The sequence below is a fragment of the Jiella flava genome, from assembly GCF_017349315.1.
GTDB classification, from domain to species: Bacteria; Pseudomonadota; Alphaproteobacteria; order Rhizobiales; family Rhizobiaceae; genus Jiella; species Jiella flava.
Window position 1 is genome coordinate 153,025 of the sequence record NZ_JAFMPP010000003.1, and the last position, 17,843, is coordinate 170,867.

Here is a 17,843-nt window from a genome sequence, read left to right on the forward strand (position 1 = left end):
ACGACAGAACCGCGGGCGTTGCTGAGACGCCCGCGGTTCTTGGCATTTTGCGACGGCGAGGCGGACGCGGGGCCCGTCTCGAGAGGGTCAAGCCTACCAGTCGAAGCGCAGACCAGCGGTGACGCTGTTGGTCTTTTCGTGGCTGCCGAAGGCGCCCTGGTAGCTGGCATAGAGGCTGATGTCCTTGCTGGCCTTCAGCTCGGCGGCAACGCTGACCAGCGCGGCATCGCGGTTTCTCGCGGCGCCGACGGTGGTGAAGGAGGCCGTCGACATGCCGACCAGCGCCGCGTTCACCGAACCGTTGGTGTCGGAGAATTCGTGGCTCCAGCCGACCGTCGCCGAGGGCGTCAGGCTCATGCCGTTCTTCAGCTTGAATATATGCTTGACGCTGACCGCGGCGACCGATTGCAGGCTGCCGAATGTGGCGTCCTTGGTGGAGACGGCGAGGGCGCCGTTTTCCGTGGTGCCGTCGAGGCTGACACGCACGCCGCGCAGAGCGATGCTCGGCTCGAAGATCGTGCCGCTTTCGTCGAAGTGCAGGCCGGCGCGCAGCTCGCCGCCGTAAGAGGTGGCGTTGGCCTTGCCGGTCATCGCCTCGCTCGCCCCGGCGATGCCGCGAGCGATCTTGCCATCGGTATAGCCGATGCCGAACTGGCCGTCGACGAAGGCGATGCCGCTCTGGTAGCTGCCGTAGATCCGGGCCTGCAGCGCGTTGCCGGTGAAGGACGAGCCGCTGTCGAGCTTGGCGTCTTCGTAGACATAGCCGAGCGAGGCGCCGAGGCGGAAGCCTTCGCCCGCCATGCCGTCGATGCCGACGACGAGGCCGCCGAGCGTCTGGTCGTAGCCTTCGGCGTCGCTCGCCTTGACCGTGCCCTTCTGGCCGAGGGAGGTGAACCAGAAGTTCATGCCGTGGTGAGTGGCCATGCTGAGGGTCGGGTTGACAACCGCACCGCGGGTTGAAGCCATCGCCCCGTCGACTGCGTCACCGCCGAGATACCAGGCATCGCGGTCGACGATCATCGAGTCGGCATAGGCGGTCGGCGCGAGGTCGGAGAGACCCGACGAGATGGCGCCGGCCGGCAGGGTGTAGAGCGCGTCGTAGAGATCGGCGAGCGAACCGGTGGTGCGGATGCCCGCCTCCGGACGCTCGGCGTCGAGCGCCGCGGCCATGATCTTGGCGTTGCCGGTCTTGGCATAGCTGGCATAGCTGGTCGGCGTCGCCACGAGGCGAATGGACTTGGCGCCATAGATCGTGTCGAAGCGGGTGCCGTCGGCCAGGCCGTCCGGCTGGGTGATGCCGGTATAGCTGCCCGTCACGCCGCCATCGGCCGAAACGATCTTGAACTGGCTTCCGATCGCCGGGGTATAGGCGTTGGTGGCGTTGCCGGTGATGCCGCGCAGCAGCGGCTCCAGCGTACCGTTGGCGCTGTAGACGGCGTTCTTGCCGGTCAACAGCAGACGGCTGTAGTTGCCAGCGCCCGTTCCGGTGCCGGTGCCGTCGATGTCGAACTCGCTGATCGCGTCCGGTGCCAGCGTCACGGAATTGGAGACGGTCAGGGTGCCTGGGCTGTTGCCCGGCGCCAACCGGCCGCCGTCGGCGACATTGACCGCACCGCCGATGGTGCCGGTTCCGCGCAGCGTGCCGCCGTCGTTGACGTCGACGTCGGAAACGATCGAGCCGTTCACCGACAGGATGCCGCCGTTGACGACGGTCTTGCCGGTATAGGTGTCGGTGCCCGCCAGCGTCAGCTTGCCGGTGCCGTCCTTGGTCAGACCGCCGGTACCGCCGATGTCGTTGCGCCACGTATCGGCGGCGTTATAGCCCCCTTTCGAGGCGTCCATGGTCACCGAGACGTCATTGGCGAAATAGCCATAGCCGTCGGCGGCGGCGAAGAGGTTGAGCTTGCCCCAGCCGTCATAGGTGTTGCCGCTGATCAACGGATAGTCGTTGCTGAGGGCGGTCGATGCGAGAACTTCGCGGCGCTGTTCGTCGGTGAGGTAAGGCAGCCGGGTGAGCAGCAGCACCTGCGCCTGAACCGGCACGTCGGCGACGGCCATGCGCTTGGTCGCGCTGGTCGGCGCGAAGCCGTAGGTCATGCGATAGAGAAAGTCGGCTTTGTTCTGCGCGTAGGTGCCGAACGCCTCGCTGTTGCCATCGCCGCCCTTGGCAACGCAATCCTCGACAGTGGCGGTGCCGCAGGCCTTGGCGAGATAGGTCTGCGTCTGCGTGTAGGCCTGATACACCGCATAGGCGTCGGCATTGTTCGGATCGGTCCAGTCGAGCCGGTTGCCGTTGGCGTCATAGAGCGCGGCGTAGATGTTGGTGGCGGCGATCGCCTCGGCGATCATCCGGCCGCCGATGACGTCCAGCGGCGAATGCATGCCCGCCAGGATCCGGTCGTAGCCGAGCTGTGAGGCGCGGGTCAGCTGGCTTTGATATTCCTGCGGCACCAGGAATGCGAGGCCGAGCGAGGCTGTCCATGCCGAATTGGTGTGGCCGCTGGGCATCGAGCCGTCGGAATAGGGGTTCCAGCTGTTCTTAATCTTCACCAGCTGTGTCGGCACCTCGACGTTCTGGCCGTTGATGCGGTAGGGGCGTGGCGACGTACCGATGCCCGGGACATATTCGCCGACGCCGAAGGTCGCCGGGGTGAAGTGGCCGGCCTCGTCGAAGGTGCCGACATCGGGCACGGAGATCGGTTGGCCGCCATTGGCGTCGATCATCGCCTGAGTCACGGTGAAGCCGCGAACCCAGTTCTCGATAGTGCCGTAGCCCTTCGGGACCTGATAGTGCTGGAAGAAGGTCGGGATGACGAAATCGGCCGTGTCGGCTGCGGTCAGCGCACTGCGATTGGTGTCGGCCCGGTAGTCCTGATACTTCGTGTCATACTGGTGATGCGCGGTAAAATTATCCGGCATGTAGCGGTCGAAGGTCCGTTTCGACGGCTCGGTCGAGGAATTCGCGCGGACGATGTTTTCGAGGAAGTACATGGCATCGGCGAGCGGCGTTTTCGTGCCGTTTGCGAACGTCTGTGTCCCCCAACTCGCGTCGTTCAGATAATTGATGTCGTTGTCATAGTCTTGCAGCGTCGAGGTCGCGTAGGCGGTCTTGGTGAGGTGGTCGGGAGTGGTGCCGTCAGCTGACGCGCCGGATCCGGTCAGAAACAGCGAGGTCAGAACGCCAAGCCCGTTGGTGACGCTGTATTTCTGATCGGTGCGATCGTCATGGATCGCCGCGAGCGTTTGGGCATCAGTGCGTCCGTGGGTGATCTCGGCCGAGAGGTCGAAATTCCGGTCCATCACCGTCGGATCACCTTCAATCAGATTGACGAAGGAATCCATCAGATACGGAAGCTGTGACGGATCCTGCGCGGTTCGGCCATTCGAAAAGCCGACCGGTGGCGAATTCGGAACCTCCTGGGCGACTGCGGGAACGACGGAAAGCGCGCTACTTAATAGGAGCAGGCCGGCGAGACGTTTGAGTGGCATGGAAATTCCCCCTTGGCTTGATGCGGAACGCGGTCCGTCAGGAATGGCCGCAACAGCCCATGCAGCACGCTCTACGGCGCCGTCGCATGGACCGATCCGTCCCAAGATGATCTCAGTGTCGATGGCGCAGGAGCGAGAAAAAGAACCGGCAATATTTTGCCGATAAGTGCCTTTCTGTCGCCACATTTCTCTAGAATTCAATTATGAAACTAAAATGAACTTATTATAAATTAAAGAACGGGATGGTAGCGCCTAAAAGTCGTAAACCTCTGGAAAATCAAAGCCAAATATGATTGTTGTTAATTTTGATTCCGTTCGTTTTTCCGTGGATAGAACCCAAAAGCCCGTTTTTTGCTGAATTTGACGACAAATCGACTCGAAGCCGCGTTCATTCGCAAACGCGGCGGAAAGATTTGACGTTACGAAACAAATAGTCGTCGTCGTCTGGATAAAACTCTGTTTTCCTTCAGAAGTATCGGTCAAGCGGCGACGGATACGCTCTCCAGACGCGCCAGTGCCTGCTTCAAGGCGGCGACGCAGTCACCGTCGACGGCGGTGCCGATGTCCGCATCGAGGATCGCCAAGGCTCTCGACAGCGGCATGGCCGGACGATAGGGGCGGTCGGCGGTCAGCGCGTCGAAAATATCGGCGACGGTGACGATGCGGGTGTCCATGCTGATGTCGGCGGCGCTCAGGCCATAGGGGTAACCGCGTCCGTCAAGGCGCTCATGATGGCGACCGCCGATTGCCGCCAGTTCCGCAAACGCGGTGATCTGCGACAGAATCGCTTCGGAATGGACGGGGTGCTGGCGGATTACCGCGAATTCGTCGTCGTCGAGCTTGCCCGGCTTGTCCAAAATGGCATTGGAAACCCCGAGCTTGCCGATGTCGTGGAGAAGCGCGGCCCGCCTCAGGCGGCGCCGTTGGGCGGGCGTATAGTCCATTGCCTCGGCGATCATGTCGGTAAAGAGTGCCACCCGTTCGGAATGACCGCTGGTATAGGGGCTCTTGGAATCGACCACTTCGGCGAAGGCTTCGGCGATATCGTCGAGATAGTCCTCGTCGACGTCGCGGCGGTCTTCGCCGGGCTCCAGTGTCAGCACCAGATCGGACAGGTCGTCTTCGCGCAGGGCGGCGGCAAAGTCCGGATCGCCGGTCAGTGCCTCAAAGGCCGCGACCAGGGCCGGATCGAACCAGATGCCGGCGCGCGCCTTGAGTTCCCCGAGCGCCGCTTCGAGGCCGCCGATCCGCAGAAAGACATCGGAGACCTGCGCGAGCAGCGCGATGCGGGAGAACAGCGGGATCGCCTCGCCCGTTAGCCCATTCGGACGCCCGCCGCCGTCGAAATGCTCGTCGAGACTGTGAATGCCGGCGGCCACCGTCTCCGAGAAGCGCATCTTGCGGGCGATCACCGCGCCGCGCTGACAGCGGGTCTCGATCAACTCCTGGGCGATCTTGCCGCCATTGCACACGATATGGACCAAGGCGCGAAACCGCTCCGCCAGGCCAGCCTTCAGGCCGGTCTGCTGGAGGATGAAGCGCAGGATATGGGCGAGGCTGTCATCGATCTCCTTAAAGTTTCTTTTAAAGGAAAGATCGTCGGTCAAATAGAGCTCGCAGATCCGGGCTGCATTCGACGAGCAGCCGAGATCTTTCAAAAGCAGCGTGTAATAGAGGTCGCCGAGCACGGTGGGCGCCAAGCCGATCTGCTGACCGATCCGGACGCCGATATAGCAGCAGCGCACACAATGGCCCGCTGGCTGCCCTTCCGTCATGTCGAGGGCTTTCGACAGCGCCGCCAGAATTTCGGCAAGCCGGAGGGTGGTCTTCGGGGGAACGTTCGGGTGCGCTGTCATCAATGCCTCAAAGCTCCGTATGGCCGCGAGGCGGCAACAGCCTTGATACGGCAGTTGTGGGTAGGAATCGTAAAGGCATGAACGATTTTCTTAGAAATCGTTGGAGATTGTGATTTTTCAGGCATGAACTTAAAATCGTATCGAGGCCGTCAACGGTCTGACCGCGCGGTCGTGGCGGTTGGTGGCGCGCGGCGGAAATCTCCGGACCGACGATCTGAAAAACGGCATCGCTTTTCGGTCCGTCCGATGCGTAGACTTCACCCATGCTGAGACCCAGAAGATCAGAGCGGTTTCTCTGCGTTCTGATGGGGCATGGGCGAGGAGGAGACGGCGATGTTTGCGAACCGGTTGAAGCAGCTTTGGGCGGAGGATCGGCCGGCGGCCAATGGTTGGCTGTCGATCGCCAGTCCCTTCGTGGCTGAGATCATGGCGGCGCAGGGTTACGACACGCTGACCATCGACGTGCAGCACGGGGCGCTCGACTATTCGGCCATGCTGGTCATGCTGCAGGCGATGCGCGGCTCCCACGTCACCCCGCTGGTGCGGGTGCCATGGCGTGAGCCGGGGATCGTGATGAAGGCGCTCGATGCTGGCGCGATGGGGATCATCTGCCCGATGATCAACAACGCCGTCGAGGCCGCGGAATTTGCCAGCTACATGCGCTATCCGCCCCGCGGGACGCGCAGCTATGGCCCCACCCGCGCGACGGTGGCTTATGGCGGATATGGCCTTGCGGCCAATGACGAGGTGCTGGCGATCGCGATGATCGAGACCCGCGACGGCGTCGAGAATGTCGAGGCGATCGCTGCGACCGAGGGAATCGACGGGATCTATATCGGCCCCTCGGACCTCACCCTCGGCACGACGCAGGGGCGCCTGCCGCCGGGCTTCGACCGGGACGAGCCGGAAATCGTCGATCTCATCAAACACGTGCTGGCGGCCGCGAAGGCGAAGGGCATTCGCGCGGGGTTGCATTGCGGATCGCCCGATTATGCCGCGATGGCGATCAAATGGGGCTTCGATCTCACCACGGTGGGTGGCGATACGACGCTGCTCGCCAAGGCCGCCGCCACCGCGGTGGGGCGATGGCGCGAGCTGACCGGAGCAGGATGCATGGCGCGCTAAGTGTCGGGCTTTGCCAGTGCGGTTGACCGGCCACGGAGCGGACGGTGTCTGCGTCGGGCGATTGACGTTCTCGCCGAAAGCGGCAGGATGCCGGAGCGAATCGGGCCGCCTGGCCGAACAGGCCGGCGAATGGGCCGGTTTGCTCTCCCGGACGCTGCTTCGGTGGGCGTCCGGCAACGACAAGCCTGCCCGACGAACGGGCGGTGCGGAGAAAGACAAGAAAGGGGCGGGAATTGAAGACAATCGACGCCCACCATCATTTCTGGCATCCGGCGCGGGGCGACTATGGCTGGATGCCGCCGGATGATCCGGTGCTCGCGCGGCCCTACGGTCCCGCCGATCTGGCGCCGGCGCTTGAGGCCACCGGCATTTCGCGGACGATCCTCGTCCAGGCGGCGCCGACGACCCATGAGACCGAATATCTTCTCGGCCTTGCCGACGGCACCGATCACGTCGCTGGCGTGGTTGGCTGGATCGATTTTGAGCGGCCGGAGGAGATCGAGACGATCAGACGCCTCGCCGCCCATCCGAAATTTCTCGGCTTGCGTCCGATGATCCAGGACATCGTCGACGATGCCTGGATGCTGCGCGACGATCTCGACTGGGCGTTCCGCGCCATCTGCGATCTCGATCTGACCTTCGACGCGCTCGGTTTTCCCCGGCATATCGAGCACTTCAACACGCTTTTTGCCCGCTATCCGTCGATGAGGGCGGTGCTCGACCATTGTCTGAAGCCGACGATCGCGGACGAGAGCCCGGAATGTTTCGACGAATGGGCGCGGGGCATTGCCCGGCTCGCCAGTGGCTCGACCGCCTATTGCAAGCTGTCGGGCTTGGTCACCGAGGCGATGGAGAATTGGCGCGATGAGGATCTGGCGTTTTACTCCGATCATGTGCTTGAGGTTTTCGGCGCCGAGCGGGTGATGTGGGGATCGGACTGGCCGGTTTGCCGGTTGCGCTGCAGTTATGAAGATTGGCACAGGACGGCGCGCCAACTCGTTGACCATCTGGGAGAGGCCGAGAAGGCGCAGGTCTTTGGCCGGAGCGCTGAAACCTTCTACCGGCTGGCCTGACATCGGGACTTGGGAGAGGACACGAACATGAAACGCAATCCGATCGGTACGACCGGCCTGTCTGTCGCCGAGATCTGTTTCGGTGCTTCGGCGCTTGGCGATATGCCGGATACCTACGGCTATGACGTCGATGCCGCACGCGCGGCCAAGACGATTCAGGCGATCTTCGATGGGCCGTCGAACTTTCTCGACACCTCGCGAATCTATGGTTTCGGCCGCAGCGAGGAGCGGATCGGCGCGGTGATCCGCGAGCGCGGGGGTTTGCCTGCCGGCTTCGTCCTGTCGACCAAGCTCGACCGCGATTTCGAGACCGGTCGCTTCGACGGTGACCGGGTGCGCCAGTCGTTTGAGGACAGCTTGAAAGCGCTCGGCCTCGATCGCATCCCGATGCTGCATCTTCACGATCCCGAATATGCTCGCGACCTTTTTGAGGTAACGGGCGAGGGCGGCGCGTTCGACGCCTTGTTCCGGCTGAAGGAGGAGGGCTTGGTCGATGCGGTGGGGCTTGCCATGGGGCGCCTCGATCTGATGTTTCCGCTGTTGCGAGAGCGGCCCTTCGACGTTTTGATCAGCCACAACCGCTACACGCTGCTCAATCGCTCGGCCTCCGCGATGTTCGATTATGCCCATGACAAGGGCATCGCGATCCTCAACGCCGCGCCTTATGCCGGCGGCGTCTTGGCCAAGGGCAGCGCGGTGATGAAGCGCGTCACCTATCAGGAGGCGAGTGAGGCCGATTTGCAGCCGGTGCGCCGGGTTGAGGAGGCTTGCGCCCGTTATGGCGCCGCGCCGGGCGCGGCCGCCCTGCAGTTTTCGATGCGCGATCCGCGGATTGCCTCGACGGTCGTTGGTGTCTCCAAGGCCGAACGGGTGGCCGAGACGCTGGACTGGGCGAGCGCCGAGCTTCCCGACGCACTGTGGCAGACGCTGGCCGAGCTGCCTTTTGCTAGCGACGATCCGGAATCCAATCGGGATTACAAGCCGGGCTGATCCCGGCAGGGCGGGTCGCCGTCGTCGCGCCGGCAGGGAACCGGCGGGCGAGCAGGCGGGCACCGCCGAACCGGATCAAAGGCAAAACGGCGGCGCCCGATCGGGTCGCCGCCGTTTCTCATGCCGGGTGGGGCCGTCGTCTCACATCTGTTCGAGCAAGGCCTCGGCGCTCGATTTGTCGGCTTGGCCCGGGCTGTCTTCGACATTGAGCGTCTTCACCACGCCGTCCTCGACCAGCATCGAATAGCGCTTGGAGCGGGTGCCGAGACCGGCGACCGACAGGTCGATGTCGAGGCCGAGGGCCTTGGTGAATTCGCCATTGCCGTCGGACAGGAACTGGATCTTGCCGGCGGCCTCGGTCGCCTTTTCCCAGGCGCCCATGACAAAGATGTCGTTGACCGCCACCACCGCGATGATGTCGACGCCCTTGGCGCTGAACTCGTCGTGATGGGTGAGGAAGCCCGGCAGGTGGTTCATCGAGCAGGTCGGGGTGAAGGCCCCGGGCAGGCCGAACAGCACCACTTTCTTGCCGGCGAAGAGATCGCCGGTCGACAGGTCGGCCGGGCCGTCCTCGGTGCGGGTTTTCACGGTGGCGTTCGGAATTTTTTCGCCGACGGCGATGGTCATATCGAAGACTCCCCTCGATCAGGAAACGGGACCGGCGGGCGCTCAGCGTCGCAATGCCGGTTGATGCTTGAGATGTGGTAATGTAGCCACCTTTGTAAAGCGGCCACCGGCTATCATTTGTTCGACCCGCTGATCAACTTTCCGGAGCGACCGGGATCGCCGTCGCTTCGAGGGCCGTCTTGCCCTTGGTGAACACGAGATCGACCTTCGACGGGATCTTGGCGCCAGTGCCCGGATCTTCGACGATCGGGACGTTGAAGACGACCGTATCGCCATTCGCCGCGCTTTTCGTCGGCTTGTCGAAGAACCATCCATCAGTGGCGGTCACGAACAGATCGGGCGCGGCATCCCGGGCCGCGCCGTCCGCTTTTGCGGCGGGCGCTTTGACCGCGATGCGAAGAGCCTTGCCGCCCGCTTCGGCCGAGACGGCGAAACTGCCGGCAGGCGCCGGTTTCGGCAGTGCCGCAAATGCCGCGGCGACGGCGCTGTCGTCGGCAGCGCTCGCCGGTACCGTCAATTTCGCCGAGACCGGAATGCAGATCTCCTTGCACACACCCATGAAAATCGATGCGTCGATGGCGTCGATCATTGTGCCGGATTTGGGCGTCAGCGCAATGGCGAGGGCGGCCTTGCCTTTGTAGCCGTTGGCCGCAGTCTCGTTCGCGCCATAGCGGTGCGGCGCTGGGAAGCGGATCCTGCTTGTCTCGACGCCGTCAGTCTTCGAAAGATCGATCGTCGGCGGAATGCCGGAGGCGCCGGGATCGATCCAATAGGTCTTCCAGCCCGGCGCGAGATCGACGAGCAGCGCGGCGTGAACGGCGCCGTCGACCGGCGTCTTGGCGCGGACCAGCTGGAGCGTGACTTCGTCGTTATGAAAGCGGCTCATGCTTGGCGCTGACGAAGCGTCCGCAGCCGCGGCCGGCGCGGCGCCGAAAAGAACAGCGGCCGCGAGCACCGTCAAAAGACGCAAAAACCGACGTTCCACGTTGCCGACAGATCGCCGCAAAGCCATTTGAGAATCGAATGGCTCAAGCTGCCGCACGGCAATCTGATGAAATTGTTGCGGCTGCTCGAGCAAGACTGGATGGATAGTCGATCTCATTTCACAAGTCCATGACGTGATAGGGGCCCGCCGCGATTTTCGAGGGTGCCGTGACAATTCTGCTCTGGTCATTCTTCGGCGTGGATGCCACTTTTGGTGTGGAGGTTTTCGTTCCGTCGCATCGGCGGCGGTTCCGATGTCAAACTGCGCGGTGTGGAAAGATGAAGCTCGATATCGATCTCGACTCCGTCGACGGTGACGTCGCCCATTCGCTGGAAGGCCATTTTCTGATCGCTATGCCGACGATCAGCGACGAGGCTTATGCCCGAACCGTCATCTATGTCTGCGCCCATTCGCCAAACGGGGCAATGGGATTCATCATCAACAAGCCGCAACCGATGAGTTTTCCGGCCCTGCTCACCCAGCTCAGCATTGTCGAGAGCGAGGACGACATCCGGCTTTCGTCGGGCGGTCACGAGGTGTCGGTCTGCGTTGGCGGCCCGGTCGAGAAGGGCCGCGGCTTCGTGCTGCATTCGGACGACTATGATTCCGACTCCACCGTCCAGGTCGCCGACAAGATCGCGCTGACGCCGACGGTCGACATCTTGCGCGCCATGTCCGAGGGCATCGGTCCGCGCACGGCGATCATGGCACTCGGCTATTCCGGTTGGGCGCCCGGCCAGCTCGAGGAAGAGATCGCCGCCAATGGCTGGCTGACCTGCAAGGCTGATCTCGGCATCGTCTTCGACAATGATCTCGACGCGAAATACACCCGTGCGCTCGGTTTGCTCGGCATCGAGCCGGCGTTTCTGGCGGGAGAAGCCGGCCACGCCTGACCGTCGAGCCCGACCGCCGGAACCAACGCATCGGCCCGAGTATCGGAATCGATTTTCGCAAGGCACGATGCGCCACTTCAATGAGTGAGAGCACCGTGCGTTCTGTCGGACGCACGGTGCTTGAAGCGCTTTTACCGGTCGCGATGAGCCATGGTGCCGTCGGAGAAAGCAAGCCTTTGGCGGCCGCCTCAACTTGCTCGTTTGAGGCTTGCCGAGCGATCGACCAGCAGCCGGCGGGCCATCTCGAACGGGATCGGTGGCGAGAAGGCGAAGCTTTGCGCCCATTCGCAGCCAAGATCCCGCAACTGAGTGATGTCGCTTTCGCTCTCGATCCCCTCCGCCACCACCTTGAGCCCCAGATCATGAGCCATGGTGACGATCGAATGGACGATGATCGGCCGCTGCGGTTGGCTGTTATTGCGCAGGAATGACTGGTCGAGCTTGAGTGTGTCGAAGGGAAACCGCATCAGATAAGCGAGGGACGAGTGGCCGGTGCCGAAATCGTCCAGCGATAGGCCGACGCCAAGATCCCGCAACTTGGCGAGCAGTTGCGCCGAGCGCTCCGGATTGTCCATCACCATCGACTCGGTCAGTTCGAATTTCAGCGTCTGCGGCGCCAGCTTGTAGCGATCGATGACGCTGCGCACGTTGGCGATGAGATCTTGGCGGATCAGTTGCCGGCTGGAGATGTTCACGGACATGAAGAAGCGGTTGTCACCGGTCGCGCGATGCAGGTCCGACAGGCGCTTGGCGGCTTCTTCGAGGGCAAACTGGCCGAGGGTGACGATCAGGCCGGTGTTTTCGGCGATCGGGATGAATTCGGCTGGCGAGATCGAGCCGCGGCGCGGATGCTCCCAGCGCAGGAGCGCTTCGAAGCCCGCCACCTTTTCGCTCTGAAGGTCGACGATCGGCTGGAAGGCGAGGGAGAGTTCGGAACGCTCGAAGGCCCGGCGCAGATCGGATTCGAGCTGCAGGCGGCCGGAGCCGATGGTCTTATAGGCCGGCCGGAACGGCTCAATGCGGTCGCCGCCGAAGCGCTTGGCCTGGTACATCGCCAGTTCGGCTTCTTTCAGCGTCTCCTCGCTGGTCGCCCCTTCCGCCCAACCCGACAGGCCGACCGAGCCGGTGAGGACGATCTCGCGACCGGCGAGCGCGATCGGGGCCTTGATCGCCTCGCGCAGCGAGTCGGCGAAGCTTGCCACCGCCGCGACGTCGCTTTCGGAGACGAGGATCAGGCCGAACTGGTCGCCGCCGAGGCGGGCGAGCGAATCTTGCGGCTTGAGGATTCGTTTCAGCCGCCGGCCGACCGTCAAAAGGATGGTGTCGCCGACGGCGAGGCCGAAGTCGTCATTGACCTGCTTGAAGCGGTCGATGTCGATGACAAAGATCGTCGGCCGCACGTCCTCGCGGGTGGCGGCGAGGATGCCGATCGCCTCCAGCCGGTCGTTGAACAGCTCGCGGTTCGGCAGGCCGGTCAGCTGGTCGTGCAGCGCATCGTGCAGCAGCCGCTCTTCGGCCTTCTTCTGATCGGTGACGTCCTTCAGCGTGCCGACGCAGCGCACCACTTCGCCGGTCGAGCCGAGCATCGGGCGGGCGCGCAGCTGCATCCAGTGGTAATGGCCGTCCTCGTCGGCGACGCGAAATTCCTGGACGATCCGGCCGCGGCGGTGCTCGATCACGGTGTCGAAGGTCAATTTGAAGCGATCGCGGTCGTCGGGATGGAGGATCGGCAGCCAGTCGCGCGCCGCGCCGTTCATCGCCGCGACCGGCATGCCCGACAGGGTATCGCCATCCGAGGCGACGAAGATCCGGTCGCGCGAGACGTCCCAGTCGAACACCGAATCGCCGGCGCCGGCGAGCGCCAGCGAGCGCCGCTCCATGTCGGACAGCAGGCCTTGCGCGAACGTGCCGCCGGCAAAGGCATGCTGCATGACGGTAAAGCCGATGAGCAGCACGATCAGCACCAGTCCGCCGCCGAGTGCCGGCTGGATGATGTCATTGTCGATCCGCCCGGTGACGGTCATCCAGCTTGCCACCAGCCAGAGAATGATCAGGCACCAGGTGGGGATCAGCATCACCGCCCGGTCGAAGCCCTGAATGGCGAAGCCGATGATCAAGGCCAGGCCAATGCCGGCCGTCGCGGCAAGCGACAGGCGGGCGATGCCGGAGGCGACCACCGGTTCGAAGGCGGCCAGCGCGCCCAGCGCGCCGAGCAGCGCCAGCCAAACAAGCAGCGTGATCGACAAAACGCGGTGCCAGCGATTGATGTTGAGATAGGCATAGAGGAACATCGCCAATGTGAAGGCGAGCGCCACCTCGGTGCCGGCGCGCCAGATCGTCTCCTGCCCGGGCTGCAGCGGCATCAGCTTCTGCCAGAAGTCGAAGTCGATGCAGATATAGGCCAGCACCGCCCAGGCCAGCGCCGCCGCCGCCGGGAACATCGCTGAGCCTTTGACGACAAACAGGATCGTCAGGAACACCGCGAGCAGGCCGGCGATGCCGAGGACGATGCCGCGATAGAGGGTGAAGGCGTTGATCGTGTCCTTGTAGGCGTTCGGCTGCCAGAGCCTGAGATCGGGCAGTTTCGAACTCGTCATCTCGGCGACGAAGGTGACGACGGTGCCGGGATCCAGGGTGACGAGAAAGACGTCGGCGTCGGTGCTGCGCTGGCGCTCGAGGGCAAAACCCTGCGACGGGGTGATCGAGGCGATGCGCTGGGAGCCGAGATCGGGCGAGAGAATGCCCGAGCCGACCAGCCGGAAATGCGAGGCGACGACCAGCCGGTCGAGCTGTTCGTCGGTGTCGTTGGCGAGCGCGAAGACCGCCCAGTTGCCCGATGCGTGAGGCGATTTCGCCTCGACCTCGATGCGGCGCACGATGCCGTCGGCACCCGGCACGGTGGTCACCTGAAAATTGCGGCCGCGATGATGGTAGATGTCGGTGGCGGGCTTGAGATCGATCGCCTGATCGTCACGTGAGATGCTGACCGGCTCCAAGGCCAGGGCCGGCGCCATCCAAGCGAGGATGGGTGCGAGCGCGAGCAGCAGGATCAAGGCGCGAAAAAGATTGAACCGCATGCCCCCCGGCGCTTTCCTTTGAGCCGCGCGCGACCCGTCCGACGGTCGGATGGCGCGCATCTCGGCCACAGTTTCGATCCCGCCGCGGCCGATTGTTGCAGTTTTTGGCAGGTTGGTGAAGTTGCGATCACGCACGGCTCACACGATATCCGCATAGGCCGTCGGCCGCTTCGAAGCGCTATCCACCGATCGCGACCATTCTTCGGCAAGCATGGCGTAGAGGCAATGGTCTTCCCACTTTCCCGCAATCTTGAGATAGCCACGCAAAAGCCCCTCACGGGAGAAGCCGCAGCGTTCGAGCAATCGGATCGAGCGCTGATTGCTGGGCAGGCACGCGGCCTCGATCCGGTGCAGGCCTTCGACCTCGAAAGCGAACTGCTTCACCGCATCGACAGCGTGGCGCATGTAGCCGTGGCCAGCATAACGCTCGCCCATCCAGTAACCGAGCACGCAGGACTGGGCAACGCCTCGGCGAATATGGCCGACGGTGATCCCACCGAAAAGCGTCTCGCTGGCCGCGTCGAAAATGAAAAAGCTGTAGCCGCTGCCGTCCCGGGCATCCTGGTTGTAACGGGTGATTCTGCGGCGAAAGGACGCTCGCGAAAGCTCGTCCGCCGCCCAAAGCGGCTCCCATGGGCGCAAGAAGGTGCGGCTCTCCTCCCGCAGGACGCGCCAGATCTCGTAGTCGGAGCGCCGCGGCAGCCGCAACACGATGCCATCGCCCAAAAGGACGGGGACGTTCGGCCGGGTGAGTTGATCCAGCACACTCATCACCAGCCTGCCGATCAGTAATCGTCGAGGCGGCGCGTCTCGCCCGTTCGAAACACCGGGATCGGAAGCGCAAGGGTCTTAAAGCTCCGTGTCTCGGCCATGGGCGGTGCCGTCCTTCGCGCTCTAGCGCCTGGTCGCGGCGATCGCGGGATTTTTGGCGTAGAGCCGGTCGGCGAGCGCCTCGGCGGAGGGCAGGTGCGAGACCGGACCGATGGCCGCGAGCGTCGGCACCGAGCCGGTGAAGATCCGCTCGGCGAGATCGGCGAGGCGCGGCGCGGTGATCGCGTCGAGCCGCTCGATCAGCTCTTCGTTGGCGATGATCTCGCCGTTGAACATCAGCTGCCGGGCGATCTGGCCGGCGCGCGAGGCGGGGCTTTCCTGCGACATCAGCAGGCTGGCGCGCATCTGCGCCCGCGCGCGTGTGACTTCCGCCTGGGTGATGCCATTGGCCGCCTCGACGAGTTCGTCGACGATCACGGGGGCGAGTTCGGCCAGTTCCTCTTCGCCGGTCGCGGCGTGGATACCGAAGATACCGGAATCGGAGAAGCTCCAGTGGAAGGCATAGATAGCGTAGCACAGGCCGCGCCGTTCGCGCACTTCCTGAAAGAGGCGCGAGGACATGCCGCCGCCAAGGATCAGCGAGAGCACCTGGCTCGCATAGAAGTCACGGGCGTAATAGGGCCGGCCCTCGAAGCCGAGCACCATCTGGGCGTCCATGAGATCGCGGGTCTGGCGAAATTCGCCGCCGACATAGCTTGCGGCGATCCGTGCCTCGGTGTCCGGCGGCGCCGGGGTGGCGTTGCTGCCAAGCGCGGCGGAGACCTGATCGACGACCGCCTGATGGGACACCGCGCCCGCCGCCGAGACCACCATCCGATCCGGGCCGTAGTGGCGGGCGAGATAGGCCCGCAGATGATCCGGGGTGAACGACTTCACCGTGTCGCGCGTGCCAAGGATCGGGCGGCCGATGATCTGACCCTTGAAGGCGGTTTCCTGGAAATGGTCGAAGACGATGTCGTCGGGCGTATCCTCGGCGGCGCCGATCTCCTGCAGAATCACCTGCTGTTCGCGCTCGAGTTCCTGCTCGTCGAAGCGCGAGTCGACCAGAATGTCGGTGAGAATGTCGAGCGCGAGCGGGACATCGTCCTTGAGGGCACGGGCGTAGTAAGAGGTGGTCTCGACGCTGGTGGCGGCATTGAGATCGCCGCCGACATCTTCGATTTCCTCGGCGATCTGCCGGGCGGAGCGCCGGCTGGTGCCCTTGAAGGCCATATGTTCGAGAAGATGGGCGATGCCGTGTTCGTTGGCGTGCTCGTCGCGCGCCCCGGCCTTGACCCAGACACCGAGCGCCGCGCTCGAGAGCGACGGCATCGTATCGGTGGCGATGGTCAAACCATTGGCAAGCCTGGTGATCTCGACGCTCATGCCTCGTCTTTCTCAGCTGCCGCGCGGGTGCGATCGCGGATGTAGGTCTCGACGGCGTTCAGTTTCGCCGGCAGTCGGTCGAATCGTTCCGCGCGCTCCATCAAGCCGGCGTGAGCCGGGGGCAAAGTGGGCTCGGTGCCTGTTGCACGCGCGACGGCGTCGGGAAATTTCGCGGGGTGAGCCGTGCCGAGAACGATCATCGCGCTCGCATCGCCGCGATCGCTCATCCGCTCGGCGACGCAGACGCCGACGGCGGTGTGCGGATCGAGCAGATAGGCGTTCGCCTCCAGCACCCGGCGGATCGTCTGGGTGGTATCGTCCTCGCTGGTCACGTCGGCGTTAAAATTCGCGCGGATCGCCGTCAGCACGTCCTCGGGCAGGGTGAAGGCCCCGGACTGGGCGAGTTGCTGCATCATCCGGCGCACCGCCGCCGCGTCTCGCCCCGAGGCCTCGAACAGCAGGCGCTCGAAATTCGACGACACCTGGATGTCCATCGACGGCGACATGGTCGCGTGCACGGTGCTGGTCTCGTAGCGGCCGGTGGCGAGCGTGCGGGCCAAAATGTCGTTGGCGTTGGTGGCGATGATCAGTTTCTCGATCGGCAGGCCCATGCGCATCGCGGCATAGCCGGCGAAGATATCACCGAAATTGCCTGTCGGAACGGTGAAGGCGATCTTGCGCTTCGGCGCGCCGACGCTGGCGGCGGCGGTGAAGTAATAGACGATCTGGGCCATGATCCGGCCCCAGTTGATCGAATTGACGCCGGAGAGCCCCACCTCGTCGCGGAACCGGGCGTCGTTGAACATCGCTTTCACCAGCGCCTGGCAATCGTCGAAATTGCCGTCGACGGCGACGGCATGGACGTTGTCAGCGCCGGAGGTCGTCATCTGGCGCTGCTGGACCGGCGAGACGCGGCCATGGGGGAAAAGAATGAAGAGATCGGTCCGCGCGCTGCCGGCGAAGGCGGCGATCGCCGCGCCGCCAGTATCGCCAGACGTCGCGCCGACGATCGTCGCCCGCTCGCCGCGCGCCTTCAAGACGTGATCCATCAGCCGAGAAATCAGCTGCATGGCGACGTCCTTGAAGGCGAGCGTCGGGCCATGAAAGAGTTCGAGAACGAAATCGGAGGGCCCGATCTGCACCAGCGGCGCCACCGCCGGGTGGGCGAAGGTGGCATAGGCCTCGTCGATCATCTTGCGCAGCACCGCGGGCGCAATGTCGTCGCCGACGAAGGGCCGGAAGACAGCTTCCGCGACATCGGCATAGGGCTGGCCGGCAAAGCCTTCGATGGTCTCCCGGGAAAATTCCGGCCAGCTCTCGGGCAGATAGAGGCCGCCGTCGGCCGCGAGCCCTTTCAAAAGGGCGTCGGCAAATCCGAGCGTCGGCGCTTCGCCGCGCGTACTGACATACTTCACGTCTTCAAAACTCCCTCCCGTACCGTCTCCGAGCATGCGCGGATCCACCGTGCGGGTTCTTGGTCGTGTCGCATAACCGGCACCGGGCTGATATAGAACGGCGCGTCACAGTAAGGG

The 17,843-nt window shown here is 63.9% G+C and carries 12 protein-coding genes; 4 read left to right on the plus strand and 8 right to left on the minus strand.

Features of this window, described 5'->3' with window-relative positions:
* Positions 1 to 93: 93 nt before the first annotated feature.
* Positions 94 to 3,489: an autotransporter domain-containing protein gene (locus J1C48_RS05430; RefSeq protein WP_207256773.1), complete on the minus strand. Its 3,396-nt coding sequence runs from the start codon at positions 3,487 to 3,489 to the stop codon at positions 94 to 96.
* Positions 3,490 to 3,968: 479 nt separating this feature from the next.
* Positions 3,969 to 5,345, minus strand: coding sequence for an HD-GYP domain-containing protein (locus tag J1C48_RS05435; protein WP_207256774.1), 1,377 nt, complete (start codon positions 5,343 to 5,345; stop codon positions 3,969 to 3,971).
* Positions 5,346 to 5,678: 333 nt separating this feature from the next.
* Between J1C48_RS05435 and J1C48_RS05440 the strand changes: the two genes are divergently transcribed.
* The 3 genes from J1C48_RS05440 (at position 5,679) to J1C48_RS05450 (ending at position 8,533) form a co-directional block, all read left to right on the plus strand.
* Complete coding sequence (locus tag J1C48_RS05440) at positions 5,679 to 6,470, plus strand: HpcH/HpaI aldolase family protein (protein ID WP_207256775.1); 792 nt, start codon at positions 5,679 to 5,681, stop codon at positions 6,468 to 6,470.
* Between the two features lie 233 nt (positions 6,471 to 6,703).
* Positions 6,704 to 7,543 (plus strand): amidohydrolase family protein, encoded by an 840-nt coding sequence (locus tag J1C48_RS05445; protein ID WP_210345326.1) that lies wholly within the window; start codon positions 6,704 to 6,706, stop codon positions 7,541 to 7,543.
* A gap of 27 nt (positions 7,544 to 7,570) precedes the next feature.
* Positions 7,571 to 8,533, plus strand: a complete 963-nt coding sequence (locus tag J1C48_RS05450) for an aldo/keto reductase (protein ID WP_207256776.1) — start codon at positions 7,571 to 7,573, stop codon at positions 8,531 to 8,533.
* Positions 8,534 to 8,674: 141 nt separating this feature from the next.
* On the opposite strand, the gene J1C48_RS05455 is transcribed toward J1C48_RS05450, so the two are convergent.
* Together J1C48_RS05455 and J1C48_RS05460 are read right to left on the minus strand one after the other, a co-directional pair.
* Complete coding sequence (locus tag J1C48_RS05455; RefSeq protein ID WP_207256777.1) at positions 8,675 to 9,160, minus strand: peroxiredoxin; 486 nt, start codon at positions 9,158 to 9,160, stop codon at positions 8,675 to 8,677.
* A gap of 133 nt (positions 9,161 to 9,293) precedes the next feature.
* Positions 9,294 to 10,046, minus strand: a complete 753-nt coding sequence (locus J1C48_RS05460) for a protein-disulfide reductase DsbD domain-containing protein (RefSeq protein WP_207256778.1) — start codon at positions 10,044 to 10,046, stop codon at positions 9,294 to 9,296.
* 377 nt (positions 10,047 to 10,423) lie between these two features.
* On the opposite strand from J1C48_RS05460, the gene J1C48_RS05465 reads away from it, so the two are divergent.
* Positions 10,424 to 11,038: a YqgE/AlgH family protein gene (locus tag J1C48_RS05465; RefSeq protein ID WP_207256779.1), complete on the plus strand. Its 615-nt coding sequence runs from the start codon at positions 10,424 to 10,426 to the stop codon at positions 11,036 to 11,038.
* A 188-nt stretch (positions 11,039 to 11,226) separates the two neighbouring features.
* On the opposite strand, the gene J1C48_RS05470 is transcribed toward J1C48_RS05465, so the two are convergent.
* The 4 genes from J1C48_RS05470 to thrC all read right to left on the minus strand — a co-directional run bounded on the left by J1C48_RS05470 (position 11,227) and on the right by thrC (position 17,726).
* Positions 11,227 to 14,115 carry an EAL domain-containing protein gene (locus J1C48_RS05470; protein WP_207256780.1) on the minus strand — a complete coding sequence of 963 codons (2,889 nt, stop codon included), beginning with the start codon at positions 14,113 to 14,115 and terminating at the stop codon, positions 11,227 to 11,229.
* Between the two features lie 138 nt (positions 14,116 to 14,253).
* A complete protein-coding gene (locus J1C48_RS05475; RefSeq protein WP_207256781.1) occupies positions 14,254 to 14,886 on the minus strand; it encodes a GNAT family N-acetyltransferase in 633 nt (210 codons plus the stop codon).
* Between the two features lie 123 nt (positions 14,887 to 15,009).
* Positions 15,010 to 16,311, minus strand: a complete 1,302-nt coding sequence (locus J1C48_RS05480) for a M16 family metallopeptidase (protein ID WP_207256782.1) — start codon at positions 16,309 to 16,311, stop codon at positions 15,010 to 15,012.
* Positions 16,308 to 17,726, minus strand: coding sequence for a threonine synthase (thrC, locus tag J1C48_RS05485; protein ID WP_207256783.1), 1,419 nt, complete (start codon positions 17,724 to 17,726; stop codon positions 16,308 to 16,310). Before thrC ends, J1C48_RS05480 begins: the two co-directional genes overlap by 4 nt.
* Between the last annotated feature and the right edge of the window lie 117 nt (positions 17,727 to 17,843).

Excerpts from the sequence above, each read along its gene's own strand:
- J1C48_RS05430 (WP_207256773.1), bottom strand. The coding sequence starts at position 3,489 with ATGCCACTCAAACGTCTCGCCGGCCTGCTCCTATTAAGTAGCGCGCTT.
- J1C48_RS05435 (WP_207256774.1), bottom strand. The coding sequence starts at position 5,345 with ATGACAGCGCACCCGAACGTTCCCCCGAAGACCACCCTCCGGCTTGCC.
- J1C48_RS05440 (WP_207256775.1), top strand. The coding sequence starts at position 5,679 with ATGTTTGCGAACCGGTTGAAGCAGCTTTGGGCGGAGGATCGGCCGGCG.
- J1C48_RS05450 (WP_207256776.1), top strand. The coding sequence starts at position 7,571 with ATGAAACGCAATCCGATCGGTACGACCGGCCTGTCTGTCGCCGAGATC.
- J1C48_RS05455 (WP_207256777.1), bottom strand. The coding sequence starts at position 9,160 with ATGACCATCGCCGTCGGCGAAAAAATTCCGAACGCCACCGTGAAAACC.
- J1C48_RS05460 (WP_207256778.1), bottom strand. The coding sequence starts at position 10,046 with ATGAGCCGCTTTCATAACGACGAAGTCACGCTCCAGCTGGTCCGCGCC.
- J1C48_RS05465 (WP_207256779.1), top strand. The coding sequence starts at position 10,424 with ATGAAGCTCGATATCGATCTCGACTCCGTCGACGGTGACGTCGCCCAT.
- J1C48_RS05470 (WP_207256780.1), bottom strand. The coding sequence starts at position 14,115 with ATGCGGTTCAATCTTTTTCGCGCCTTGATCCTGCTGCTCGCGCTCGCA.
- J1C48_RS05475 (WP_207256781.1), bottom strand. The coding sequence starts at position 14,886 with ATGAGTGTGCTGGATCAACTCACCCGGCCGAACGTCCCCGTCCTTTTG.
- J1C48_RS05480 (WP_207256782.1), bottom strand. The coding sequence starts at position 16,311 with ATGAGCGTCGAGATCACCAGGCTTGCCAATGGTTTGACCATCGCCACC.